This is a genomic window from Ramlibacter sp. P4_H7, from assembly GCF_056400765.1.
Window position 1 is genome coordinate 239,393 of record NZ_JBFUKP010000005.1, and the last position, 21,924, is coordinate 261,316.

The 21,924-nt window shown below is 70.1% G+C and carries 21 protein-coding genes; 18 read left to right on the forward strand and 3 right to left on the reverse strand.

All coding sequences use genetic code 11. The features are described 5' to 3' along the window. Positions 1-27 precede the first annotated feature (27 nt). The 16 genes from AC1DSA_RS09785 (at position 28) to AC1DSA_RS09860 (ending at position 15,693) form a co-directional block, all read left to right on the forward strand. Entirely contained in the window at positions 28-1,212 is a 1,185-nt protein-coding gene (locus AC1DSA_RS09785) for a lipid-transfer protein (RefSeq protein WP_477888715.1), read from the forward strand. Between the two features lie 7 nt (positions 1,213-1,219). Beyond that, a complete protein-coding gene (locus tag AC1DSA_RS09790) occupies positions 1,220-1,663 on the forward strand; it encodes a MaoC family dehydratase N-terminal domain-containing protein (RefSeq protein ID WP_477888506.1) in 444 nt (147 codons plus the stop codon). Positions 1,664-1,673: 10 nt separating this feature from the next. Further along, the gene (locus AC1DSA_RS09795) at positions 1,674-2,102 is read left to right on the forward strand and encodes a MaoC family dehydratase (protein WP_477888508.1); all 429 of its coding nucleotides are present in this window, start codon (positions 1,674-1,676) and stop codon (positions 2,100-2,102) included. 20 nt (positions 2,103-2,122) lie between these two features. Continuing rightward, complete coding sequence (locus AC1DSA_RS09800; RefSeq protein WP_477888510.1) at positions 2,123-2,950, forward strand: SDR family NAD(P)-dependent oxidoreductase; 828 nt, start codon at positions 2,123-2,125, stop codon at positions 2,948-2,950. 52 nt (positions 2,951-3,002) lie between these two features. Continuing rightward, entirely contained in the window at positions 3,003-4,151 is a 1,149-nt protein-coding gene (locus AC1DSA_RS09805; RefSeq protein WP_477888512.1) for an acyl-CoA dehydrogenase family protein, read from the forward strand. Continuing rightward, a complete protein-coding gene (locus AC1DSA_RS09810; RefSeq protein WP_477888514.1) occupies positions 4,151-5,821 on the forward strand; it encodes a long-chain-fatty-acid--CoA ligase in 1,671 nt (556 codons plus the stop codon). Before AC1DSA_RS09805 ends, AC1DSA_RS09810 begins: the two co-directional genes overlap by 1 nt. Further along, on the forward strand, positions 5,818-6,618 hold the full coding sequence (locus AC1DSA_RS09815; protein ID WP_477888516.1) for an enoyl-CoA hydratase/isomerase family protein: 801 nt from the start codon (positions 5,818-5,820) through the stop codon (positions 6,616-6,618). The genes AC1DSA_RS09810 and AC1DSA_RS09815 overlap by 4 nt, the downstream gene beginning before the upstream one ends. 19 nt (positions 6,619-6,637) lie before the next feature. After that, positions 6,638-7,543 carry an SDR family NAD(P)-dependent oxidoreductase gene (locus AC1DSA_RS09820; RefSeq protein ID WP_477888717.1) on the forward strand — a complete coding sequence of 302 codons (906 nt, stop codon included), beginning with the start codon at positions 6,638-6,640 and terminating at the stop codon, positions 7,541-7,543. Between the two features lie 109 nt (positions 7,544-7,652). Further along, complete coding sequence (locus AC1DSA_RS09825; protein ID WP_477888518.1) at positions 7,653-8,033, forward strand: Zn-ribbon domain-containing OB-fold protein; 381 nt, start codon at positions 7,653-7,655, stop codon at positions 8,031-8,033. Positions 8,034-8,035: 2 nt separating this feature from the next. Further along, positions 8,036-9,214, forward strand: a complete 1,179-nt coding sequence (locus AC1DSA_RS09830; protein WP_477888520.1) for a thiolase — start codon at positions 8,036-8,038, stop codon at positions 9,212-9,214. Positions 9,215-9,224: 10 nt separating this feature from the next. Then, a complete protein-coding gene (locus AC1DSA_RS09835; RefSeq protein ID WP_477888522.1) occupies positions 9,225-10,379 on the forward strand; it encodes an acyl-CoA dehydrogenase family protein in 1,155 nt (384 codons plus the stop codon). 35 nt (positions 10,380-10,414) lie between these two features. Further along, positions 10,415-11,389: a Bug family tripartite tricarboxylate transporter substrate binding protein gene (locus tag AC1DSA_RS09840; protein WP_477888524.1), complete on the forward strand. Its 975-nt coding sequence runs from the start codon at positions 10,415-10,417 to the stop codon at positions 11,387-11,389. Between the two features lie 18 nt (positions 11,390-11,407). Next, positions 11,408-12,757: an MmgE/PrpD family protein gene (locus AC1DSA_RS09845; RefSeq protein ID WP_477888526.1), complete on the forward strand. Its 1,350-nt coding sequence runs from the start codon at positions 11,408-11,410 to the stop codon at positions 12,755-12,757. A gap of 65 nt (positions 12,758-12,822) precedes the next feature. Next, positions 12,823-13,791 carry a Bug family tripartite tricarboxylate transporter substrate binding protein gene (locus AC1DSA_RS09850; RefSeq protein ID WP_477888528.1) on the forward strand — a complete coding sequence of 323 codons (969 nt, stop codon included), beginning with the start codon at positions 12,823-12,825 and terminating at the stop codon, positions 13,789-13,791. 2 nt (positions 13,792-13,793) lie between these two features. Beyond that, positions 13,794-15,317 carry a class I adenylate-forming enzyme family protein gene (locus AC1DSA_RS09855; RefSeq protein WP_477888530.1) on the forward strand — a complete coding sequence of 508 codons (1,524 nt, stop codon included), beginning with the start codon at positions 13,794-13,796 and terminating at the stop codon, positions 15,315-15,317. A 7-nt stretch (positions 15,318-15,324) separates the two neighbouring features. After that, the gene (locus tag AC1DSA_RS09860) at positions 15,325-15,693 is read left to right on the forward strand and encodes a hypothetical protein (protein WP_477888532.1); all 369 of its coding nucleotides are present in this window, start codon (positions 15,325-15,327) and stop codon (positions 15,691-15,693) included. A gap of 31 nt (positions 15,694-15,724) precedes the next feature. On the opposite strand, the gene AC1DSA_RS09865 is transcribed toward AC1DSA_RS09860, so the two are convergent. Together AC1DSA_RS09865 and AC1DSA_RS09870 are read right to left on the reverse strand one after the other, a co-directional pair. Then, positions 15,725-16,465: a hypothetical protein gene (locus tag AC1DSA_RS09865; protein WP_477888534.1), complete on the reverse strand. Its 741-nt coding sequence runs from the start codon at positions 16,463-16,465 to the stop codon at positions 15,725-15,727. Positions 16,466-16,614: 149 nt separating this feature from the next. Further along, positions 16,615-17,604, reverse strand: a complete 990-nt coding sequence (locus tag AC1DSA_RS09870; protein WP_477888536.1) for a VTT domain-containing protein — start codon at positions 17,602-17,604, stop codon at positions 16,615-16,617. 233 nt (positions 17,605-17,837) lie between these two features. Here AC1DSA_RS09870 and AC1DSA_RS09875 point away from each other — a divergent pair, with 233 nt between their 5' ends. Further along, on the forward strand, positions 17,838-18,773 hold the full coding sequence (locus AC1DSA_RS09875) for a glutathione S-transferase family protein (protein ID WP_477888538.1): 936 nt from the start codon (positions 17,838-17,840) through the stop codon (positions 18,771-18,773). A 5-nt stretch (positions 18,774-18,778) separates the two neighbouring features. Here AC1DSA_RS09875 and AC1DSA_RS09880 read toward each other — a convergent pair whose 3' ends face one another. After that, positions 18,779-19,480, reverse strand: a complete 702-nt coding sequence (locus tag AC1DSA_RS09880) for a pirin family protein (RefSeq protein ID WP_477888540.1) — start codon at positions 19,478-19,480, stop codon at positions 18,779-18,781. Between the two features lie 314 nt (positions 19,481-19,794). On the opposite strand from AC1DSA_RS09880, the gene AC1DSA_RS09885 reads away from it, so the two are divergent. Then, positions 19,795-21,909 carry an alpha/beta hydrolase domain-containing protein gene (locus AC1DSA_RS09885; RefSeq protein ID WP_477888542.1) on the forward strand — a complete coding sequence of 705 codons (2,115 nt, stop codon included), beginning with the start codon at positions 19,795-19,797 and terminating at the stop codon, positions 21,907-21,909. Positions 21,910-21,924: the final 15 nt, after the last annotated feature.

Genomic DNA, 21,924 nt, shown 5'->3' on the forward strand with positions numbered 1-21,924 from the left:
CATTCACAAGGAGTTTCCATGACGCGCATGCAGCGCCCCGTCCACGTCGTCGGCGTGGGCATGATCCCCTTCACCAAGCCGGGCCAGAGCGATCCCTACACCGTGATGGGTGCGCGCGCGGCCAAGCTCGCGCTGGAAGATGCCGGCGTGCCCTACGAGGCGGTCGAGCAGGCCTACGTGGGCTACGTCTACGGCGACTCCACCGCCGGGCAGGCCGCGATCTACGGCGTGGGCCTCAGCGGCATCCCCGTCTTCAACCTCAACAACAACTGCTCCACCGGCTCCAGCGCGCTGTTCCTGGCGCGCCAGGCGGTCGAAAGCGGCATGGTCGAGTGCGCGATCGCGCTGGGCTTCGAGCAGATGCAGCCCGGTGCGCTCAAGGGCGCCTGGGACGACCGGCCCTCCCCCATGGCGCACTTCGCCGAAGTGATGACCGAGAAGCAGGGCTACAGCACCGAGGCGCCGCGCGCCGCGCAGTTCTTCGGCGGTGCCGGCCGCGACTACATGGCGCAGTACGGCATCCGCCGCGACACCTTCGGCCGCATCTCCGTGAAGGCGCGCCAGCACGCCGCGCGCAATCCGCTGGCCGTGTTCCGCCAGACGCTGACGCTGGACGAGGTGATGGCCTCGGCGCCGGTGTTCGATCCGCTCACTCGCTTCCAGTGCTGCCCGCCCACCTGCGGCGCCGCTGCCGCCATCGTCTGCTCCGCCGAATTCGCGAAGAAGCACAACCTGGACATGCGCGTGGTGATCGCTGCGCAGGCCATGACCACCGACACGCCATCGACCTTCGAGAGCAAGGACATGCGCAAGCTGGTCGGCTACGACATGAGCGCTGCGGCCGCGAAGCAGGTGTACGAGGACGCCGGCATCGGCCCCGAGGAACTGGACGTGGTGGAACTGCACGACTGCTTCACCGCCAACGAGCTGATCACCTACGAGGCGCTGGGCCTCACGCCCGAGGGCACGGCGGAGAAGTTCATCGTCGAAGGCGACAACACCTACGGCGGCCGCATCGTCACCAACCCCTCCGGCGGCCTGCTGTCCAAGGGCCACCCGCTGGGCGCCACCGGCCTGGCGCAGTGCTACGAGCTGGTTTCGCAGCTGCGCGGCCGCGCCGAGCAGCGCCAGGTGGAAGGTGCGCGCCTCGCGCTGCAGCACAACCTGGGCCTGGGCGGCGCCTGCGTCGTCACGCTCTACCAGGCCGCGTGAGCCCGCGATGATCGACCGTCGCCACATCGGCCACGAACTGCCGCCCTACCAGGTCGAGGTGGAGAAGGGGCGCCTGCGCTTCTTCGCCAAGGCCACCGGCCAGGACGACCCGGTCTACACCGACGAAGCCGCCGCGCGCGCGGCCGGCCATCCCGGCCTGCCGGTGCCGCCCACCTTCTTCTTCTGCCTGGAGATGGAGTCGCCCAACCCGGCCGCCGTGCGCGAGCTGCTGGGCATCGACTACCGCCGACTGCTGCACGGCGAGCAGGGCTTCACCTTCCACCGCATGGCCTATGCCGGCGACACGCTCAGCTTCCGCCAGCGGATCGAGGACATCTACGACAAGAAGGGCGGCGCGCTGGAGTTCGTGGTGCGCAAGACCAGCGTCACCAACCAGCGCGGCGAACCGGTGGCGGACCTGCGCTGCGTCAGCGTGATCCGCAACGGCTGAGGGCAGGACCATGACCATCACGAAGCTTCCCGACTGGACCTCCCTGCAGCCGGGCGACGCGCTGCCGGCACTCGAATTGCCGCCGATCAGCCGCCTGACGCTCGCGCTGTACTGCGGCGCTTCGGGCGACCACAACCCCATCCACGTGGACAGCGACTTCGCGAAGAGCGCGGGCATGCCCGACGTGTTCGCGCACGGCATGCTGTCCGCCGCCTGGCTTGCGCGCGTGCTCACGAACTGGGTGCCGCAAAGTGCCATCCGTTCGTTCGACGTGCGCTTTGCCGCCATCACCCACGTGGGCGAGCGCATCACCTGCACCGCGACCGTCACCGAGAAGTTCGAGCACGACGGCCAGCGCTGCGTGAAGCTGCAGCTGGCCACGGCCAGCCAGGACGGAATCACCAAGCTGACCGGCGAAGCGCTGCTCGCCTGGAACTGAACCCCACCAAGGAACCCACCATGACCCGCACCCTCGAAGGCAAGGTTGCCCTCGTCTCCGGCTCCGGCCGCGGCATCGGCCGCGAGATCGCCCTGAAGCTCGCCAGCGAAGGCGCCCGCGTCGTCATCAACGACCTCGACGCCGAGCCGGCCCAGCAGACCGTCGCCGACATCGTCGCGGCCGGCGGCGTCGCCACCGCCTGCGTCGGCAGCGTCACCGACGCCGGCTTCGCCGACCGCTTCGTGCGCACCGCCACCGACAGCTACGGCGGCGTGGACATCATCGTCAACAACGCCGGCTACACCTGGGACAACGTGGTGCAGAAGATGACCGACGAGCAGTGGGACGCCATGCTCGCGGTGCACCTGACCGCGCCCTTCCGCATCCTGCGGGCCGCCTCCAACTTCATCCGCGACGCCGCCAAGAAGGAAGCCGAGGAAGGCCGCGAGGTGTTCCGCAAGGTGGTCAACGTCTCCTCCACCTCCGGCGTCTACGGCAACGCGGGCCAGGCGAACTACGCAGCGGCCAAGGCCGGCATCAACGGCCTGACCAAGGCGATGGCCAAGGAGTGGGGCCGCTACAAGGTCAACGTCAACAGCGTCGCCTTCGGCCTGATCAAGACGCGGCTGACGGAGGCCGACGCCACCGCCGGCGCCAGCATCGACATCGCCGGCCAGCAGATCAAGGTGGGCGTCAACCCGCAGATCCTGAAGAACGCGGAAGCGCTGATCCCGCTGGGCCGCGGCGGCACGCCGCAGGAAGCGGCCGGCGCGGTCTACCTGTTCTGCATTCCCGAATCCAACTACGTCAGCGGCCAGGTGCTGGTCGTGGGCGGCGGACGGCCCTGATGGACCGCGCCGCACGGTCGTCCGAAGGCGTCGGCATCGCACAGGTGGGCGCATGAAGCGGCCCTGGATGAACGAGGAGCTGGAGATGCTGCGCGACAGCGCGCGCCGCTTCTTCGAGCGAGAGTGCGTGCCGCACGAGGCGCGCTGGCGCGCCCAGCACCACGCCGACCGGGGCATCTGGAACCAGGCCGGCGCGGCCGGCCTGCTGTGCGCCAGCATCCCGGAGGAATACGGCGGCGGCGGCGGCAGCTTCCTGCACGAGGCGGTGATCTGCGAGGAGCAGATGCGCGCCATGGCGCAGGGCTTCAGCAACAACGTGCACAGCGGCATCGTCGCGCACTACATCCTGGCCTACGGCACCGAGGCGCAGAAGCGCCGCTGGCTGCCGCGCATGGCCACCGGCGAGCTGGTCGCGGCGATTGCCATGACCGAGCCGGGCGCGGGCACCGACCTGCAGCGCATCAAGACCCAGGCGAAGCGCGACGGCGACGCCTGGCGCATCACCGGCAACAAGACCTTCATCACCAACGGCATGCATGCCGGCCTGGTGGTGGTGGCCTGCAAGACCGGCGCGGACGCCGGCGCCAAGGGCATCTCGCTGCTGGTGGTGGAGACCGAGGGCACGGCCGGCTTCCGCCGCGGGCCGCTGCTGGACAAGATGGGCCAGAAGACGCTGGACACCACCGAGCTGTACTTCGACGACGTGCGCGTTCCGGCCGACAACCTGCTGGGCGGCGAGGAAGGCAAAGGCTTCGCGCAGCTGATGCAACAGCTGCCGCGCGAGCGCATGCTGATCGCCGTCGGCACGGTGGCCACCATGCAGCGCGCCATCGCCGAGACGCTGGAATACGTGCGCGACCGCAACGTGTTCGGCGCGCCGCTCCTGAAGATGCAGAACACCCGCTTCAAGCTGGCCGAGTGCGAGACCCAGGCGCAGGTGGCACGCGCCTTCGTCGACGACTGCATCGCCCGGCTGATGCAGGGCGAACTCGATGTGCCCACCGCGGCCATGGCCAAGTGGTGGACCACCGACACCTGCTGCCGCATCGTCGACGAGTGCCTGCAGCTGCACGGCGGCTACGGCTTCATGAACGAGTACCCGATCGCGCGCCTGTACGCCGACGTGCGCGTCGGCCGCATCTACGGCGGCGCCAACGAGGTGATGAAGGAAATCATCGCCCGGGCGCTGGAGAAGCAGTGATGGCGCACCGGGAAAGTCCGCACTTCAGGTTCTGGCCCAAGGGCGTGGCCCGCGAACTGGTCGTTCCGCAAACCACGCTGCCGGAGTGCCTGGAACTCGCCGCGCGGCGCTACCCCGGCAAGCCGGCCATCGTGTACTGCGGCTCCGTGCTGCGCTATGCCCAGTTGCAGGAGCGCGTGGCCGCCCTCGCGGCCTACCTGCGCGAGGACCTGAAGCTGCAACGCGGCGACCGCGTGCTGGTGGCCAGCCAGAACTGCCCGCAGTTCGTGATCGCCGCCTATGCGATCCTGCGCGCCGGCGGCGTCGTCGTGCCGGTCAACCCGATGAGCAAGGCGCAGGAAGTGCGTTACTACGGCGAGAACAGCGGTGCGCGCATCGCCTTCGTCGCGCAGGAACTGCTGGAACATTTCGAGGAAGACCTGTTCGATCGCATCATCGTGCACGCCTACAGCGAGGCGGTGGGCGACACCACGAACGAGATTCCCGACTGGGTGCTGGAACCGCTGCGCCCGCTGACGCGCCCCGACTGCACGGGATGGGCCGACGTGCCGGCCGGGCGCGATGGTGTCGATGCCGGCATCCGTCCCGAAGACCTGGCCGTGCTGCCCTACACCTCGGGCACCACCGGCCACCCCAAGGGCTGCATGCACACCCACCAGACGGTGATCGCCTCGCTGGCCGCGTCGCACGTCTGGAAGGGCCTGCATTGCGAAACGGTGGTGCTGGCGGTCGCGCCGCTGTTCCACATGCTGGGCCTGCAGAACGGCATGAACATGCCGATCTTCCTGGGCGGCACCTCGGTGATGCTGCCGCGCTGGAGCCCGGCGCTGGCCGCCCGCCTGATCGAGCGCCACCGCGTCACCGCCTGGACCGCGCCGCCGGCCATGATCCTGGACTTCTTCGCCCACCCCGAGGTGGAACGACGCGACATCTCCAGCCTGAGCCTGCTGTCCGGCGGCGCCGCGGCGATGCCGGAAGCGGTGGCGACCATGATGCAGCAGCGCCACGGCATCACCTACAACGAAGGCTATGGCCTCACCGAGACCGCCTCCTTCCTGCAGGCCAACCCGCTCGCGCGCGGCAAGCGCCAGTGCCTGGGCATCCCGGCGCAGGGCGTGGATACGCGCATCGTCGATCCCGCCACGTTGCAGGAACTGCCGCAGGGCGAGGTGGGCGAACTCGTCACCCACGCGCCGCAGGTCATGACCGGCTACTGGCGCAACCCCGAGGCGGACCGCCAGGCCTTCTTCGAGCTCGACGGCAAGCGCTTCTTCCGCACCGGCGATCTCGCCTCGGTCGACGAGGAGGGTTACTTCTTCATGCGCGACCGCCTGAAGCGGATGATCAACACCTCGGGCTACAAGGTCTGGCCGGCCGAGGTGGAGAACATGATGTACGAGCATCCCGCCATCCACGAGGCCTGCGTCATCGGCGTGCCGGACGCCAAGCAGGGCGAGGCGGTGATGGCGCTGGTCGCGCTCAAGCCGGGCATGCGCGGCGAGGTGCGCGAGCAGGACATCGTCGCCTGGGCCCGCGAGCGCATGGCCGTCTACAAGGCGCCGCGCATCGTGGAATTCATCGACGCCCTGCCCAAGTCGGGCACCGGCAAGATCCTCTGGCGCGAATTGCAGGAGCAGCGCCGCGCCGCCGCCCAGGAGACCAAGCCATGAGCACTTCCACCCCGGCCGTCCACTTCGAGCGCCGCGGCACCACCGCCCTCGTCACGCTGGACAGCCCCGCCGCGCGCAACGCGCTCACCGCCCCGGTCAAGGACGGGCTGGCGCAGGCCATCGCGCAGGTCAGGGCCGATGCGGGCATCCGCGCCGTCGTGCTCACGGGTGCCAACGGTGCGTTCTGCGCCGGCGGTGACCTGCGCGGCATGGCGGCCGCCGGCCAGCTGCAAAGCGACGGCCTGCGCGAGCGCATGCACGGCACGCACGCGATCCTGCGCGAGCTGATGACGCTGGACCGGCCGGTGATCGCGGCGGTCGACGGCGCCGCATACGGCGCGGGCTTCAGCCTCGCGCTGTCGGCGGACTTCGTGCTGGTGACGCCGCGCGCCCGCTTCTGCATGGTCTTCATGCGCGTCGGGCTGGTTCCCGACTGCGGCGCCACCTACACCCTCCCCCGCGTGGTGGGCGCGCAGCGTGCCCGCGAGCTGTTCCTGTCGGCGCGCGAAGTGGACGCCCAGGAGGCGCTCACGCTCGGCATCGCCATGGAACGGCACGAGCCCGCGCAGCTGTTGCCGCGCGCCCTGGCCCTGGCGGACAGTTTCGCCGGCGCGTCGACGCTGGCGGTGGGCCTGGTCAAGCGCATGGGCCAGGACCCCGGCGCCATGGAAGCGGCCTTCGAGGCCGAGGCGAATGCGCAGGCGCTGTGCTTCCAGACCACGCCGCACCGCGAGGCGGTGCAGCGTTTCCTCGACAAGCAGCCGCTGGCGTTCCAGTGGCCCACGAACCAGGAGTGATTTCATGAGTGCATCCAACATGGTCGCAGGCAAGGTGGTCGTCGTCACCGGCGCCGGCGGCGGCATCGGTCGCGACATCGCACTGGCGATGGCGCGCGAAGGCGCCAAGGTCGTCGTCAACGACATCGGCGCCTCGGTCGCGGGCGAAGGCAAGGACACCGGCCCCGCGCAGGCGGTGGTCAACGAGATCAAGGCGCTGGGCGGCGAGGCGGTCGCCAACACCGACAGCGTGTCCGAGCAGGCCGCGGCCGCACGCATCGTCGGCACGGCGGTCGAAGCCTTCGGCCGGCTCGACGTGGTGGTCAACAACGCGGGCATCCTGCGTGACCGCTTCTTCCACAAGATGAGCGCCGAGGAATGGGACGCCGTCATCAAGGTGCACCTGTACGGCAGCTTCTACGTCAGCCGCGCCGCCGCCCCGCACTTCAAGGAGCAGGAAAGCGGCTGCTACGTGCACATGACCTCCACCTCGGGACTGATCGGCAACTTCGGCCAGGCCAACTACAGCGCCGCCAAGCTGGGCATCGCGGCGCTGTCCAAGTCGATCGCGCTGGACATGCAGAAATTCAACGTGCGCTCCAACTGCATCTCGCCCTTCGCCTGGAGCCGCATGATCGGCTCCATCCCGACCGAGACGCCGGAAGAGCAGGCGCGGGTGGACCGGCTCAAGCAGATGACGCCGGCCAAGATCGCGCCGCTGGCCGTGTGCCTGGCGAGCGAAGCAGCGAAAGACGTCAACGGCCAGATCTTCGCGGTGCGCAACAACGAGATCTTCCTGATGTCGCAGCCGCGCCCGGTGCGCTCGGTGCACCGCAGCGAAGGCTGGAGCCCCGCCACCGTGGCCAGCCACGCGCTGCCCGCGCTCAAGGCGAGCTTCTTCGACCTGGAGCGCTCCGGCGACGTCTTCTCCTGGGACCCGATCTGAATTCACGCTGGGGTTCGGCTTCGCCTCACCGCCAGCCTACGAGGCATGCCAAAGGCCATTCGTAGGCTGGCGGTGAACGCAGTGAACCCCAGCACAACCGAGATCACACATGACTGACCCTCAAGGCGTGCAGGCCTTCCACCAAGTGGAACTCGATGCCGGCCGCTTCCTGATCCAGCGCTGCACCGATTGCAGCAAGCACGTGTACTACCCGCGCGAGAGCTGCCCGCACTGCGGCAGCGCCGCGCTGGAATGGAAAGCGCCCAGCGGCATGGGCACCGTGCACGCGGTGACCACCGTCCGGCGCAAGCCCACCGAGGGCGGCGACCTCAACGTGAGCCTGGTCGACCTCGACGAAGGCGTGCGGCTGATGAGCCGCGTGGACAACCTGCCGCCGGCGGCCGTGCGCATCGGCCAGCGCGTCAAGGCGCGGGTGCAGGTCAGGGACGGCCACGGCCTGGTCGTGTTCGACGCCGCGCAAGGACTGTGACCATGAGCGACACCCTCCAATCCCTGCGCGGCAGCGCCGCCATCGCCGGCGTCGCCACCTTCGGCAACGGCGAGTCGCCCGGCTTCACCGACATGGAACTGCTGGCGCGCTCGGCGCGCGCCGCGGTCGCCGACGCCGGCCTGAAGATGAGCGACATCGACGGGCTGTGCACCGCGAGCGCCGGCGCATCGATGTGGACCCTGCCGGTCATCGAGTACCTGGGCCTGAATCCCACCTACATCGACGGCACCATGCTCGGCGGCTCCAGCTTCATCGCGCACCTGCTGCCCGCGATGCAGGCGATCCGCTCCGGGCAGTGCAGCGCGGTGCTCGTGTGCTACGGAAGCGCACAGCGCACCAGCACCGTCGGCCGGCGCGAGATCGGGCAGCTGCGCCGCTTCGTCGATCCGCAGCCCTACGAGCATCCCTACGAACCCATGCTGCCGGCGTCCGCCTACGCTCTCGCCGCCTCGCGCCACATGCACCAGTACGGCACGACGCGCGAGCAGCTGGCCGACGTCGCCGTGGCCGCGCGCGCCTGGGCCCGGCTGAACCCGGAAGCCTTCATGCGCGATCCGCTGTCCCGCGAGGACGTGCTGAAGTCCCGGATGGTGTCGGACCCGCTCACGGTCCGCGACTGCTGCCTCGTCACCGACGGCGGCGGCGCCTACGTGCTGGTGAGCGCCGAGCGCGCGAAGTCGCTGCCGAGAAAGCCCGTGTACGTGCTGGGCAACGCCACGGCCGTGTGGAATCGCCAGATCTCGGCGATGCGGGACCTGACCGTCACGTCCGCCCTGCAATCCGGTGCGCAGGCATTCGCGATGGCCGGCCTGCAGCCGGCGGACATCGACGTGCTGCAGCTCTACGACGCTTTCACGATCAACACCATCCTGTTCCTGGAAGACCTGGGCTTCTGCCCCAAGGGCGAAGGCGGACGCTTCGTCGAGAACGGCACGATCGCGCCTGGCGGCAAGCTGCCCGTCAACACCAATGGCGGCGGCTTGTCCTGCACGCACCCCGGCATGTACGGCATCTTCGCCCTGATCGAGGCGGTGCGACAACTGCGCGGCGAAGCAGGCGAGCGCCAGGTGCAAGGCGTGCGCACCGCCCTGGCGCACGGCAACGGCGGCACCTTGTCCAGCCAGTCCACCGCCATCCTCGGCACGGCCGAAACCCTGTGAGGAGACAGCCATGATCCGAGATCCGCAAACCCTGGCCGCCTTGCTCGCCGCCGTCGACCGCTTCGTGCGCGAGCGCCTGGTGCCCGCCGAGGCCATCGTCGCCGAAACCGACGAGATCCCCGAGGACCTCCAGCGCGAGATGAAGGAGCTGGGCCTGTTCGGCCTGACCATCCCCGAGGAGTACGGCGGCTTCGGCGCCACCATGGAAGAAGAGGTGATGGTGATGCTGGCCATGGGCCAGACCTCGCCCTGCTTCCGGTCCCTGTTCGGCACCACGGTGGGCATCGGCTCGCAGGGCATCCTGCTCGATGGCAGCGAGGCTCAGAAGCAGAAATACCTGCCTCGACTGGCGACCGGCGAGCTGATCGCGTCGTTCGCGCTCACCGAGCCGGAGGCCGGCTCCGACGCCGCCTCGCTGCGCACCACCGCCATCCGCGACGGCGACCACTACATCGTCAACGGCACCAAGCGCTTCATCACCAACGCGCCGCATGCCGGCCTGTTCACGCTGATGGCGCGCACCAATCCCGAGGACAAGGGCGCCGGCGGCGTGTCGGCCTTCATCGTCGATGCGGACATCAAGGGCATCACGATCGGCAAGAAGGACAAGAAGATGGGCCAGCGCGGCGCGCACACCGCCGACGTGATCTTCGAGAACGTGAAGGTGCCGGCCGGCCAGCTGATCGGCGGCCGCGAAGGCCAGGGCTTCAAGACCGCCATGAAGGTGCTGGAGAAGGGCCGCATCCACATCGCCGCCATCTGCGTGGGCGTGGCCGAGCGCATGCTGCGCGACGCCCTGAACTACGCGGTGCAGCGCAAGCAGTTCGGCCAGCCCATCGCCGAGTTCCAGCTGGTGCAGGCCATGCTGGCCGACAGCCAGGCCGAGATCTACGCCGCCCGCTGCATGGTGATCGACGCGGCACGCAAGCGCGACGAAGGACGCAACGTGTCCACCGAGGCCTCGTGCAGCAAGATGTTCGCCTCCGAGATGTGCGGCCGCGTGGCGGACCGAGCGGTGCAGATCTTCGGCGGCTCCGGCTACGTGTCGGACCACGGCATCGAACGCTTCTACCGCGACGTGCGCCTGTTCCGGCTGTACGAAGGCACGACGCAGATTCAGCAGATCGTGATCGCCCGCAACATGGTGCGCGAGGCGACGCGCTGACTTCCCTTCCCCCGATCCCCGAGGAGACAAGACCGATGAAGACATCGATACTGCGCAGGCTGTGCCTGGCCGCCGGCGTGGCGTTCGCCGTGAGTGCCCCCGCCTTCGCGCAGGGAACCTACCCGAGCCAGCCCCTGAAGCTGGTCGTGCCCTACCCCGCGGGCGGCGCCACGGACACGCTGGCGCGCACGGTCGCGCAGAAGCTGGGCGAGGCCTGGGGGCAGACCGCCATCGTCGAGAACAAGACGGGCGCGGGCGGCACCATCGGCAACCAGTTCGTGGTCAAGGCGCCAGCCGACGGCTACACCCTGCTGATCGCCATCACGGCGCTGATCCAGCAGCCCTCGCTGATGGACAAGCTGCCCTACGACCCGCTGGTGGACCTGGCGCCGGTGACGCAGATCGCGCGCAGCCCCAGCCTGTTCGCCGTGCCGCTGGATTCCCCCGCGAAGTCGCTCAAGGAATTCGTCACCCTGGTGAAGGCGAACCCGGGCAAGTACAACTTCGGCACCTACGGCGCCGGCACCTCCGCGCACATCCAGGGCTCGCTGCTGAACATGCAGGCCGGCATGGACCTGGTGCACGTTCCCTTCGCCGGCTCCGCGCCGCTGGTGACCAATCTCGTCGGCAGCCAGGTCACCTCGGCCTTCGTCGACAGCGCCAGTGCCCGCCCGCACTTCAAGTCGATGCGCGCGCTGGCCGTCACCGGCACGCAGCGCATGCGCGGCCTGCCCGACGTGCCGACCTTTGCCGAGCTGGGCTACCACTCTTTCGATCCCTATGGATGGTTCGGCGTGTTCGTGCCGGCGAAAACCCCACCCGCAGTGGTGCAAAAGCTTTCCGCCGAGATCAACCGGATCCTTCGCCTGCCCGATGTCACGGCCAAGATCGAGGCCCTGGGGCTCGAGGTGGGTGGCGGCAAGCCGGAAGAGTTCCAGAAGATCGTTCGCGACGACGCGGCCATCTACGCCAGGATCATCAAGGATGCGAACATACGCCTGACGCCCTGAGCGCTACGGGAGCCCTGCATGAACCCCTCCGCCCAACTCGCCGCATTCGCCGCGGCCCTGCGCTTCGAGGACCTGCCGGAAGCGGTCGTCCGCAAGACCGAGGACCTGCTGGTCGACTGGCTCGCCTCCGCCGTCGCCGGCAAGGGCGCCCGCCCGGTCGAAAGCATCGTGCGCTTCACGCAGGCGATGGGGCCGGCCGAAGGCCCCAGCGAGGTGATCGTCACGCGCAGCCGCACGACGCCTTATCTCGCGGCCATGGCGAACGCCGCCGCCTCGCACTTCGCCGAGCAGGACGACGTGCACAACGGGTCTGTGTTCCATCCGGCCACCGTGGTGTTCCCCGCCGCGGTCGCCGTCGCCCAGGCGCTGGGCGCCAGCGGCCGGCAGCTGCTGGCGGCGAGCGTCGCTGGCTACGAGGTCGGCATCCGCGTCGGCGAGTTCCTCGGACGCTCGCACTACAAGGTGTTCCACACCACGGGGACGGCCGGCACGCTGGCCGCGGCCGCCGCGGTCGGCAACCTGCTCGGGCTGGACGCGCAGCAGATGCGCCATGCCTTCGGTTCCGCCGGGACGCAGTCCGCGGGCCTGTGGGAGTTCCTGCGCACGGCCGCCGACTCCAAGCAGCTGCACACGGCGCACGCAGCGGCTGCGGGCCTGATGTCCGCGTACCTGGCCAAGGACGGCTTCACCGGCGCGGAGCGCATCTTCGAGGGCGCGCAAGGCATGGCGGCCGGGATGTCGGACGACGCCGATGCCATGAACCTGACCGATCGCCTGGGCACCCGCTGGGCCACGATCGAGACCTCCTTCAAGTACCACGCCTCCTGCCGCCACACGCATCCTGCCGCCGACGCCCTGGCGCAGGTCCTGCGCGAATGCCGCGTGCAGCCCGATGCGGTCGCGCGCGTGGTGACGCACGTGCACCAGGGCGCGATCGACGTGCTGGGGCCGGTGGTCGATCCCGTCACCGTGCACCAGAGCAAGTTTTCCATGGGCACCGTGCTGGCCCTGGTGGCGCGCTTCGGCCACGCGGGACTGCAGGAGTTCGACCAGCACTTCCGCGACCCCGAGACCCTGCGCTTTCGCGACAAGGTGGAAATGGTGCTCGACCCCGAAGTGGACGCGGCCTACCCGCGCCGCTGGATCGGCAAGGTCACCGTGCAGACGGTGGACGGCCGCGTGCTGCACGGGCGCGTGGACGAGCCGCGCGGCGATCCGGGCAACACGCTCAGCCGCGACCAGCTCACGGCCAAGGCGCTGCAGCTCGCCGCGTTCAGCGGCGGTGCGACCGAGGCCGCGATGCGCTCGGCGGTGGAACGGCTCTGGCACGTGGCGCACTGGCCGCGTGTGGGCGACCTGCTGCCCTGAGGTTCTTTCATGGCCCGGCAACCTCGTGCTGCCCGGCGATCCGGATATTCCAAAGAGGAGACGACATGCAGCGCATCGATCGGTTGAAGCGTTCCCTGGCCCTGGCGGGACTGGCCATCGCGCTGGGCGCCGCCCAGGCGCAGCAGGTGCCACCCACGGTGCGCCTACTGGTCGGCTACGCGGCCGGGGGTCCCGTGGACCAGGCGGCGCGCACGATCGCGCCGGTGCTCGCGCGCGAGCTGGGCACGACGGTGCTGGTGGAGAACAAGCCCGGCGCCAATGCCACGACCGCCGGCGACACGGTGGCCAAGGCCACGCCGGACGGGTCGCTGCTGTGGTTCGCGGCCAGCCCCACGGTCACCATCAGCCCGAACGTGATGGCCAAGATGCCCTTCGATCCGGGCAAGGACCTGCTGGCCGTCGCGCCCGTCCTCAGCTACTACAACGTGCTGGTGATCAACAAGGACCTGCCGTTCAAGAACCTGCGCGACCTGGTCGACTACGCCAGGGCCAACCCCGGCAAGGTGAGCTACGGCTCCGCGGGCGTGGGCGGCTCCAACCATCTTTCCGGTGAGCTGCTCGCTGCGCGCACGGGCACGAAGATGCTGCACGTGCCCTACAAGGGCAACGCGCCGGCGATGACCGACGTGATCGGCGGCCAGCTCACCATGATGTTCGACATCGTCAGCACCGCACGCAGCTACATCGCCGGCGACAAGGTGCGCGCGATCGCGGTCACCTCGCCCGCGCGCAATCCCTCGCTGCCGCAGGTGCCGACGATGACCGAATCCGGCATCCCCGATTACGAGGTGGGCGGCTGGTACGCCGTGTACGCGCCGCCGCACCTGCCGAAGCCGCTGGCCACGCGCTACGGCCAGGCCTTCGCCAACGCGCTGAAGGACCCCGACCTCAAGGCCAAGCTGGAAGCGGCCGGCTACGAGCTGTGGAGCGGCGGCCCCGACACGGTCGATGCCCGCGCGAAGAAGGAGCGGGCGATGTGGGCCGCGGTGACCAAGGACATCAAGGTCGAGTGAGCATGGACGCCACGCGCATCCACGCGCTGTTCGACGGCTGGCTGCGGCGCAGCCCCGACCGCGTGTTCCTGCACCTGCGCGACGGCGAAGGGGAGCCGGCCACGATGACCTACGCGCAGGTCGGCGCGCTGGTCGACACGCTGGAGGCGGAGCTGCGAACGGACGGCGTGCGCGCCGGCGATCGCGTGATGGTGGTGGCGGAGAACTGCCCGCAGCACCTGGCGTTGATCCTGGCCTGCAGCCGCGCGGGCGCATGGTCGTGCGGCGTCAACGCGCGGATGGCGCCGGGCGAGATCGCGGGCTTCTCGGCCAAGGCCGATGCGCGGGTGCACTACTTCACCACCGGCGTGTCCAAGGCGGCAGCGGCCCACGCGCACCGCTTCACCTCGCGCCCTTCGGCGGTGCCGGGCCTGGAACGCAGCGCCGTGCGGCAGGAGGCGATCGCCGAGACCGGCCCGCTGGGCGAACGCGTCGCCGCGATCATCTTCACCTCCGGCACCACCGGCGCGTCCAAGGGCGTGCTGATGACGCACGAGGGCGTCACGCACTTCGGCCGGGTGTCCGCGGCCTCGCGCAACCTGGCGGAGGACGACCGCTCGTACGCCTACCTGCCGATGACGCACATCTTCGGGCTGGGCACGGTGCTGGTGGCCTCGCTGGTGGCGGGCGCGACGCTGCTGATGCGCGCGTCCTTCGACCCCGCCGATGCGCTGGACGACCTGGCCAACCACGGTCTCACGCAGCTGCAGGGACCGCCCACGCTGTTCTCGCGCCTGCTCGCGCACCTGGAGCAGATCGGCGTCGCGCATCCGCCCGCGCCGCGGCTGCGCTACGTCTACACCGGCGCCGGCCCGCTGGACATGGCGCTGAAGCAGCGCGTGGAGGCGGCCTTCGGCAAGCCGCTGCACCACGGCTACGGCCTGTCGGAATACGCGGGATCGGTGCACCTCACGCGGCTGGGCGAGTGGCGCCAGGACACCTCGGCGGGCTACCGTGTCGACGGCGCGGAGCTGTGCATCGTCGATCCGCAGACCGGGCGCGAGCTGCCCACCGGCGAGCGCGGCGAGATCTGGATGCGCGGCGTCGGGCTGATGCCCGGCTACTTCCGCGATCCGGAGGCCACGGCCGCCGTGATCCGCGAAGGCGGCTGGTACGCGAGCGGCGACCTGGGCGAGCTGCATGCGGACGGCGCGCTGTTCGTCGTCGGACGGCTCAAGGAGATGATCATCCGCTCGGGCTTCAACGTGTACCCGGCCGAGGTGGAGGCGGTGCTCAATGCGTTTCCCGCCATCGAGCGCTCGGCGGTGGTGGGCCGGCCGGAGCGGGATGGCAACGAGGACGTGGTGGCCTACGTGGAACTGCGCCACGGCGCCGCGCTGGACGAAGCCGCGCTGCGCCGCTACCTGCGGGAGCACCTGGCGCCGTACAAGCAGCCCTCGGTGATCCGCACGGTCACGTCCTTTCCGATGACGGGCAGCGGCAAGGTGCTCAAGCGCCGGCTGCTCGAGCTGCATCCGGTGGAGTGAGCCGACCATGCTGCACGAAGCGACCGAGGCCTACCGACCGGCGACGCGCTGGTGCCAGCCGCATCCCTTCGGGCAGGAAGCTTGGCGGCCAGAGCCCGAGGCGCAGTGCGAGCGCCGCACCGCGACCGGCTGGGCGACGACGGGTTCGTGCGCCGAGCCCAGCCGCGACGAAGTGCTGCTGCACCTGCTGGACCAAAGCCTGGCCCGCGGCCACTGGAAGCTGGCGCTGCGCCGCTACCTGATGCTGCTGGCGTGTGGCTGCGAGGTGCCCGCTGCGCAGCGCGAGGCCTGCGAGCGCCACCTTCACCGGTGCGAGCCGCGAGGCTTGCGCAAGATGGAGGAGGACGTGCGAGCGTGGAGCCGGTGCATCGCGTGAGGGCGATGCACCGATCGAAACCGCGCGAGCGCTAGTTCTTGAGGCCCGCGAAGGCGATCGCCTGCGTGCGGGAAGCGTGCACCACCGCGGCGTCCAGCCGACGCTGGTCGGGGCGGTAGACCGCGACGCCGCTGAACTGGGCAAACGGGAAGACACAGGGTGCGCCACCGAAGACGATGGTCAGGTCGTAGGCGTTGGCGTCGTTGCGCGGCACCACGCGTCCGGTGATCGGGCAGCCGTTGATGCTGGTGCTGACGTCGCCGGAGGCCGTGACGTTGAACACCGCGGGGCGGGTGCCGAGGATGAACGTGACCGTGCCGGCGTAGGACCCCACCAGGATCGGCAGCCGCGCGATGTCGTCGAACTCGCGCTGGTAGCTCACGGTGAAATTCTGCGCGCCCGGCCTTTCGTTGACCGTGCCGCTCACCGCCATCTTGGGGCTGATCTTCGCGGACACGGTCGCGGCCTGCGTGCCCCGACCGTCCCAGCTGAAGTCGCGCGCATCCGCCGACGTGAACTGGGCGCCGTGGAAATCACCGGTCCCCTGGATGAGGCCCGCGATGGCGTTGGGCGCGCCCGGCACCGAATAGAGCATGTAGTAGGTGCCGTCGTCCAGCACCACGGCGGTGGCGTTGCGGTTGCCGCTCACCGTTCCCAGCCAGAGGCCTGCGTAGGGGTCGCCGCCGCCGCACGACGCAAGCAGCAGCCCCGCCGCGAGGGCGGACGCGCAGAGCCTGGACATGCGCGCCGGAAGGACAGGGTGGGAGCTCATGAAGACACCTTTAGTCACACACAGGCGCTAAGGGTTACAAGCTCGGCAGGAGTCGTCAAAGCCTTTCATCCGGACCTGCTCGCCGGAAACGGCACTAATTCCCGTTCGGCGGGGCCACCCGCCCGGTCGCGAGGCTTAGGGGAATTCCTTCACGCTTGCGCGGCCACGGTGGCGGTCCCGTCGTGGCCGGCAACGGCCGCAGGCGCCCCCGTTTCCACCGGAAAGCCCGCCGCCACCCAGGCCGGAAAGCCCCCCGCCAGCACGCGGGCGGGGACCCCGCGCTTGCGCAGCCTCAGCGCGGCGCGGGCCGCGGAGATGTCGTTCGGGCAGTCGCAGTAGGTCACCAGGTCCATGCCTTCAGGCAGGACGGGCAGTCCGTCGAACATGGCGCTGTCCAGGAAAGCGTGCAGCGCTCCCGGAATGCGCGGGCCCACGTCGGCGCCGGCTCCGCGCACGTCGACCAGCATCACCTGGTCGCCCCGCGCGAGCTTGTCGGCCAGTTCGTGCGGGTGCAGCCGCGGCGCCTTGGCCGCGGCCTTGTTGATCAGCAGGCGGCGCACGGCCAGCCAGCCGATGTACGCGGCCACGGCCAGCAGCAGCCAGGGCACCGCGGCCGCGCCCATCTCCTGCAGCGTCCGCACCGCCTGCATCAGCTGGCGATGGAACACCAGGCCAGCCGCCATGCCGCTGCCCACCCACAGCACGGTGCCGGCGCCGTTGAGCGCGGTGAAGCTGGAGGAACGCATGCCCAATGCGCCGGCGAGCGGCGGCGCCAGCCCGGCGACGCCCGGGATGAACTTGGCCAGCAGCACCGTCAAGGCGCCGCGCCGCTCGAAGGCCAGCTCGCTCTTGCGGATGCAGCTGCCGGGCGAGACGGAGATCCGGCACATCAGCGCCAGCACGCTGCGCCCGTGGCGCCGGCCGGCGAAGTACCAGATCGAGTCGGCGAGCACGGCGGCCAGCGAGGCGGCCAGCAGTACGCTCAACGCATACACGCCATCGGCAGCGCCGCGCGCGCCGGCCAGCAGCAGGAAGGGAAGCGCCGGCACCGGAATGCCCATGCGCTTGGCGAACACGAGCAAGGACAGGGCGAGTACGCCGTCCGCCGGGAAATATCCGGCCACCTGGTTCAGATCCATCGCAGCGCCTTGCGTGAGATGCGGCCGGTGATCGGTCCGCGAAAGCCAGCATAACGGCCGCCCCTGACGGACGCCGCGCACGGCCACAATGCCCACGGTGGCCGGGATGGAACGCGCCGCGCGAACCCTGCCCCATGGCCGCGCCCGCAACGATGCAGCGGCCGACTGCCCTTAGGATGGACCCACGGCCGCGCAGCATGCAGGTGCGCGATCGCAGAACCCTGGAGGTGCCCGTGAGCGGATTCCTGGAGAACGGCCAGTGGCGGGACGGCTGGTACGACACGCGCGCCAGCCACGGCGAGTTCCTGCGCACGACTTCCGTGTTCCGCAATGCGGTCACCGAGGACGGCGCCAGCGGCTTTCGGGCCGAGGCGGGCCGCTACCGCCTGTACGTCTCCCTCGCCTGCCCCTGGGCGCACCGCACGCTGGTCGCGCGCAAGCTCAAGGGCCTGGAGGACGTGGTCCCGGTGACGGTGCTCGAGCCGGTGATGTCGCAGGGCTGGGCCTTCAGCGACGCCCTGCCCGACCCGCTGCACGGCTTTCGCTACCTGCACCAGCTCTACGCCGCAGCCGACCCGCACTACACCGGCCGGGTGCTGGTGCCGATGCTGTGGGACCAGCAGACGGGCACGATCGTCAGCAACGAGTCGAGCGAGATCCTGCGCATGTTCAACGAAGGCTTCGGCGCGCTGGCCAAGGGCGACGTGGACCTGTACCCGGCGCCGCTGCGCGCGGAAATCGATCGCATCAACGCCTTCGTGTACGACAACATCAACAACGGCGTCTACCGCTGCGGCTTCGCCACCGAGCAGGCAGCCTACGAGCGCGCGTTCGATCGGCTGTTCTCGGCGCTCGACGCGGTCGAAGCGCGGCTCGCGCAGCAACCCTGGCTGGTGGGCGCAGCGCCGACCGAAGCGGACTGGCGCCTGTTCACCACGCTGGCCCGCTTCGATGCGGTGTACTTCGGCCACTTCAAGTGCAACCGCAACCGGCTGGAGGACTTCCCTCGGCTCTCGCGCTACCTGCGCGCGCTGTACCTGGTGCCGGGCATCGCCGACACGGTGAACATCGACCACATCAAGCGGCACTACTACATGAGCCATCCGCACATCAACCCGACGCGCATCGTGCCGGGGGGCCCGCGCCTGAAATTCTGCGAGCCCGCCTGAGCCGCTCATGGCTGCAGGTCGAACACCAGCACTTCGGCGTCGACGCCGTTGCCCAGTTCCAGCCGCGACTCGTGCTGCAGCTTGGCCGCGTCGCCCGTGCGCAGCGCCTGGCCGTTGACGGTCAGCGCCCCGCGCACCAGGTGCACGTAGTACTTGCGCGCCGGATCCAGCGCCAGCGTCGCCTGCTCGGTTCCGTCGAACAGGCCGGCGTACAGGCGCGCATCAGCATGCATGCTCACGGAGCCGTCGGCGCCGTCGGGCGAGGCGACCAGGCGCAGCCGGCCGCGCTTTTCCGCGTCGGCGAAACGCTTCTGCTCGTAGCCGGGCTGGATGCCGCGCGCGTTCGGCAGGATCCAGATCTGCAGGAAGTGCGTGGTCTTGTCCTGGGCATGGTTGAACTCGCTGTGCATCACGCCGCGGCCCGCGCTCATGCGCTGCACGTCGCCCGGCGGGATGGTCTCCACGTTGCCCAGCGTGTCGCGGTGCGCCAGTTCGCCATCGAGCACGTAGCTGATGATCTCCATGTCGCGGTGCCCGTGCGTGCCGAAGCCCTGGCCCGCGGCGACGCGATCCTCGTTGATCACGCGCAGGTTGCCGAAGCCCATGTGCTCGGCATCGTGGTAATCGGCGAACGAAAAGCTGTGGAAGGACTTCAGCCAGCCGTGGTCGGCCAGCCCCCGCTCTTCGGACCTGCGCAAAGTGATCATGGGTTCTCCTGGGTCGGGTTGTTCCAGTTCCCATCTGGGGACGCCGGTGCCTTTCACCAACCATGCCGCCGTCACTGGTGCATTGCGCTCGGGTCACGAATCGTCCGCGAAGACTGTCGAGGTGCCCATGGATCGGCCGCATTCGTGCGGCCCGGTCCCCTGCGGCTGCCCGACCCCGGCGCGGTGACCGCGTGCGGGAGCTTGCCGTGACACAGCCCTGACCGCCGCCCCGGCGCAGGGATTACCCCCGCACGCCGACGGCCGGGCCGCGGGGAAACTCGCAGCGCTCAGCCGCATCGCTTCGAGGACTTTCCATGCCCGCATCCCACCGCCTGCCCCCGCTGCACCGCGCGCTTGCCGTGGCCGCCCTGGCCCTGCTCGCCGCGAGCGCTGCGCAGGCCCGCGTCACGCGCATCGTGATCGACCAGACGCTGCCGATGCCGGCGGCCGAGTCCGGCGGCGTGCCCTTCGAGCAGGTCGCGGGGCGCGCGTTCGGTGAACTGGATCCGTCCGCGGCGGGCAATGCGCTCATCAACGACATCCAGCTCACGAAGGATGCGGACGGCAAGGTGCGCTACGTCGCCACCTTCGTGCTCACCAAGCCGGTCGACCTGGCGCGGGCGAGCGGCCTGCTGTGGCACGAGGTGCCCAACCGCGGGCTGCGCCGCCCCAACGTCGTGGCCGAGCGCGCCAATGGCGACATCGACCTGACCTCGGCCTGGCAGGGCGACAACGCGGGCGCCACCGCCGTGCGCCCGACCGCCGCGGTCGCGCAGCCGCACTGGCTGCAGCTGCCGATCGCGCGCAATGCCAACGGCTCGCCGGTCACGGGCCAGGTGTTCGGCCGCATCGTCAACCGCGGGGGCGCGGGCTCGCAGCCGCTGATCGTGCAGACCAACCCGGTGCCCTACAAGCCAGTGAGCCTGGACCCGCGCCAATCGCGCCTGGTGATGCGCACCGCGGAATCCACCCGCGGAGAAGTGATCGGCGAGACGGAGATCGCGCCCGCCGACTGGGCCTGGGCACGCTGCGACGCCGGCAGTCCCTTTCCCGGCACGCCGGACGCCACGCAGATCTGCCTGCGCAACGGCTTCGACGCGAGCAAGCTGTACCAGGTGGTCTACACCTCGAGCGAGGCCTATGCGCTGGGGATCGGCTTCGCGGCCTGGCGCGACGTGGGCATGTTCTTCAAGACGGCCCGCGCGGACGACACGGGCACGCCGAATCCCGTGGCCGGCGCGGTGACGCACAGCATCGGCCGCGGCGTATCGCAGTCGGGCAACTTCCTGCGCGGCTGGCTGCACCTGGGCTTCAACCGCGACGAAGCGGGCAAGCAGGTGCACGACGGCCTGTGGCCCATCATCGCGGGCCGCCGCATCGCGCTGAACTTCCGCTGGGCGCAACCCGATGGCGTGCTGGAGCTGTACCAGGCCGGCAGCGAAGGCCCGCAGTGGTGGCTGCCGCAGGCCGACCCGGTGCGCGGCCTGCCCGCGATCGGGCTGCTGGATCGCTGCACCGCCACGCGCACCTGCCCCAAGATCATCGAGCACTTCGGTTCGGCCGAGGTGTGGGCGCTCAAGCTCACACCGGAGTGGGTCGGCACCGATGCGCGGCAGGACCTGCCCCTGCCGCCCAACGTGCGTCGCTACTACATCGCCTCGTCCACGCACGGCGGCGGCGCCGGTAGCTTCGACAGCAGCGTGCCGGGGGCGGCCCTGCCCACCGCGGGCCCCACCTGCCCCGGCAACAACTACGGCACCGGCCTGTTGCCCGCCAATCCCGTGCCGCACACCGAAACCGTGAACGCGCTGCGCGTGCACTTCCGCAACTGGGTGATGAAGGACATCGCGCCGCCGCCCAGCCGCTGGCCGACGCTGGCCGAAGGCACGCTGGCGGCCGCGCACAAGGACGCGCTCGGCTTCCCCACGCTGCCGCAGCTGCGGCCGACGGTGCCCGAGCCCGACTTCATCATGCCGGTGCTCGATTACGACTGGGGCACGGGCTTCCAGCCCGCCGACGGATCCGGCGTGGCGTCGAAGGCGCCGCCGCCGATCCGCCAGGTGCTGCCCATGCTCGCGCCCAAGGTGGATGCCGACGGCAACGAGCTCGGTGGCGTGCCGGTGGTGCTGCTCGGCGCACCGCTGGGCACCTACCTCGGCTGGAACATCACCGCCAGCGGCGCGCGGCCTTTCCACCAAGGCCAGATCTGCAACTACGTGGGCGGCATGGTCCCGTTCGCGCGCACCGCGGCGCAGCGCCAGGCCAGCGGCGATCCGCGTCCCTCGCTGGAAGAGCGCTACCGCAGCCACGACGGCTACGTCGAGGCGGTGCGCCAGGCTGCAGATCGCGCACGGCAAGCCGGCTTCCTGCTGAAGGACGACGCGGAACGGCTGGTGCGCGAAGCCGCGGCCAGCCAGGTCCTGCGCTGATCCGGGGCCAGCTTC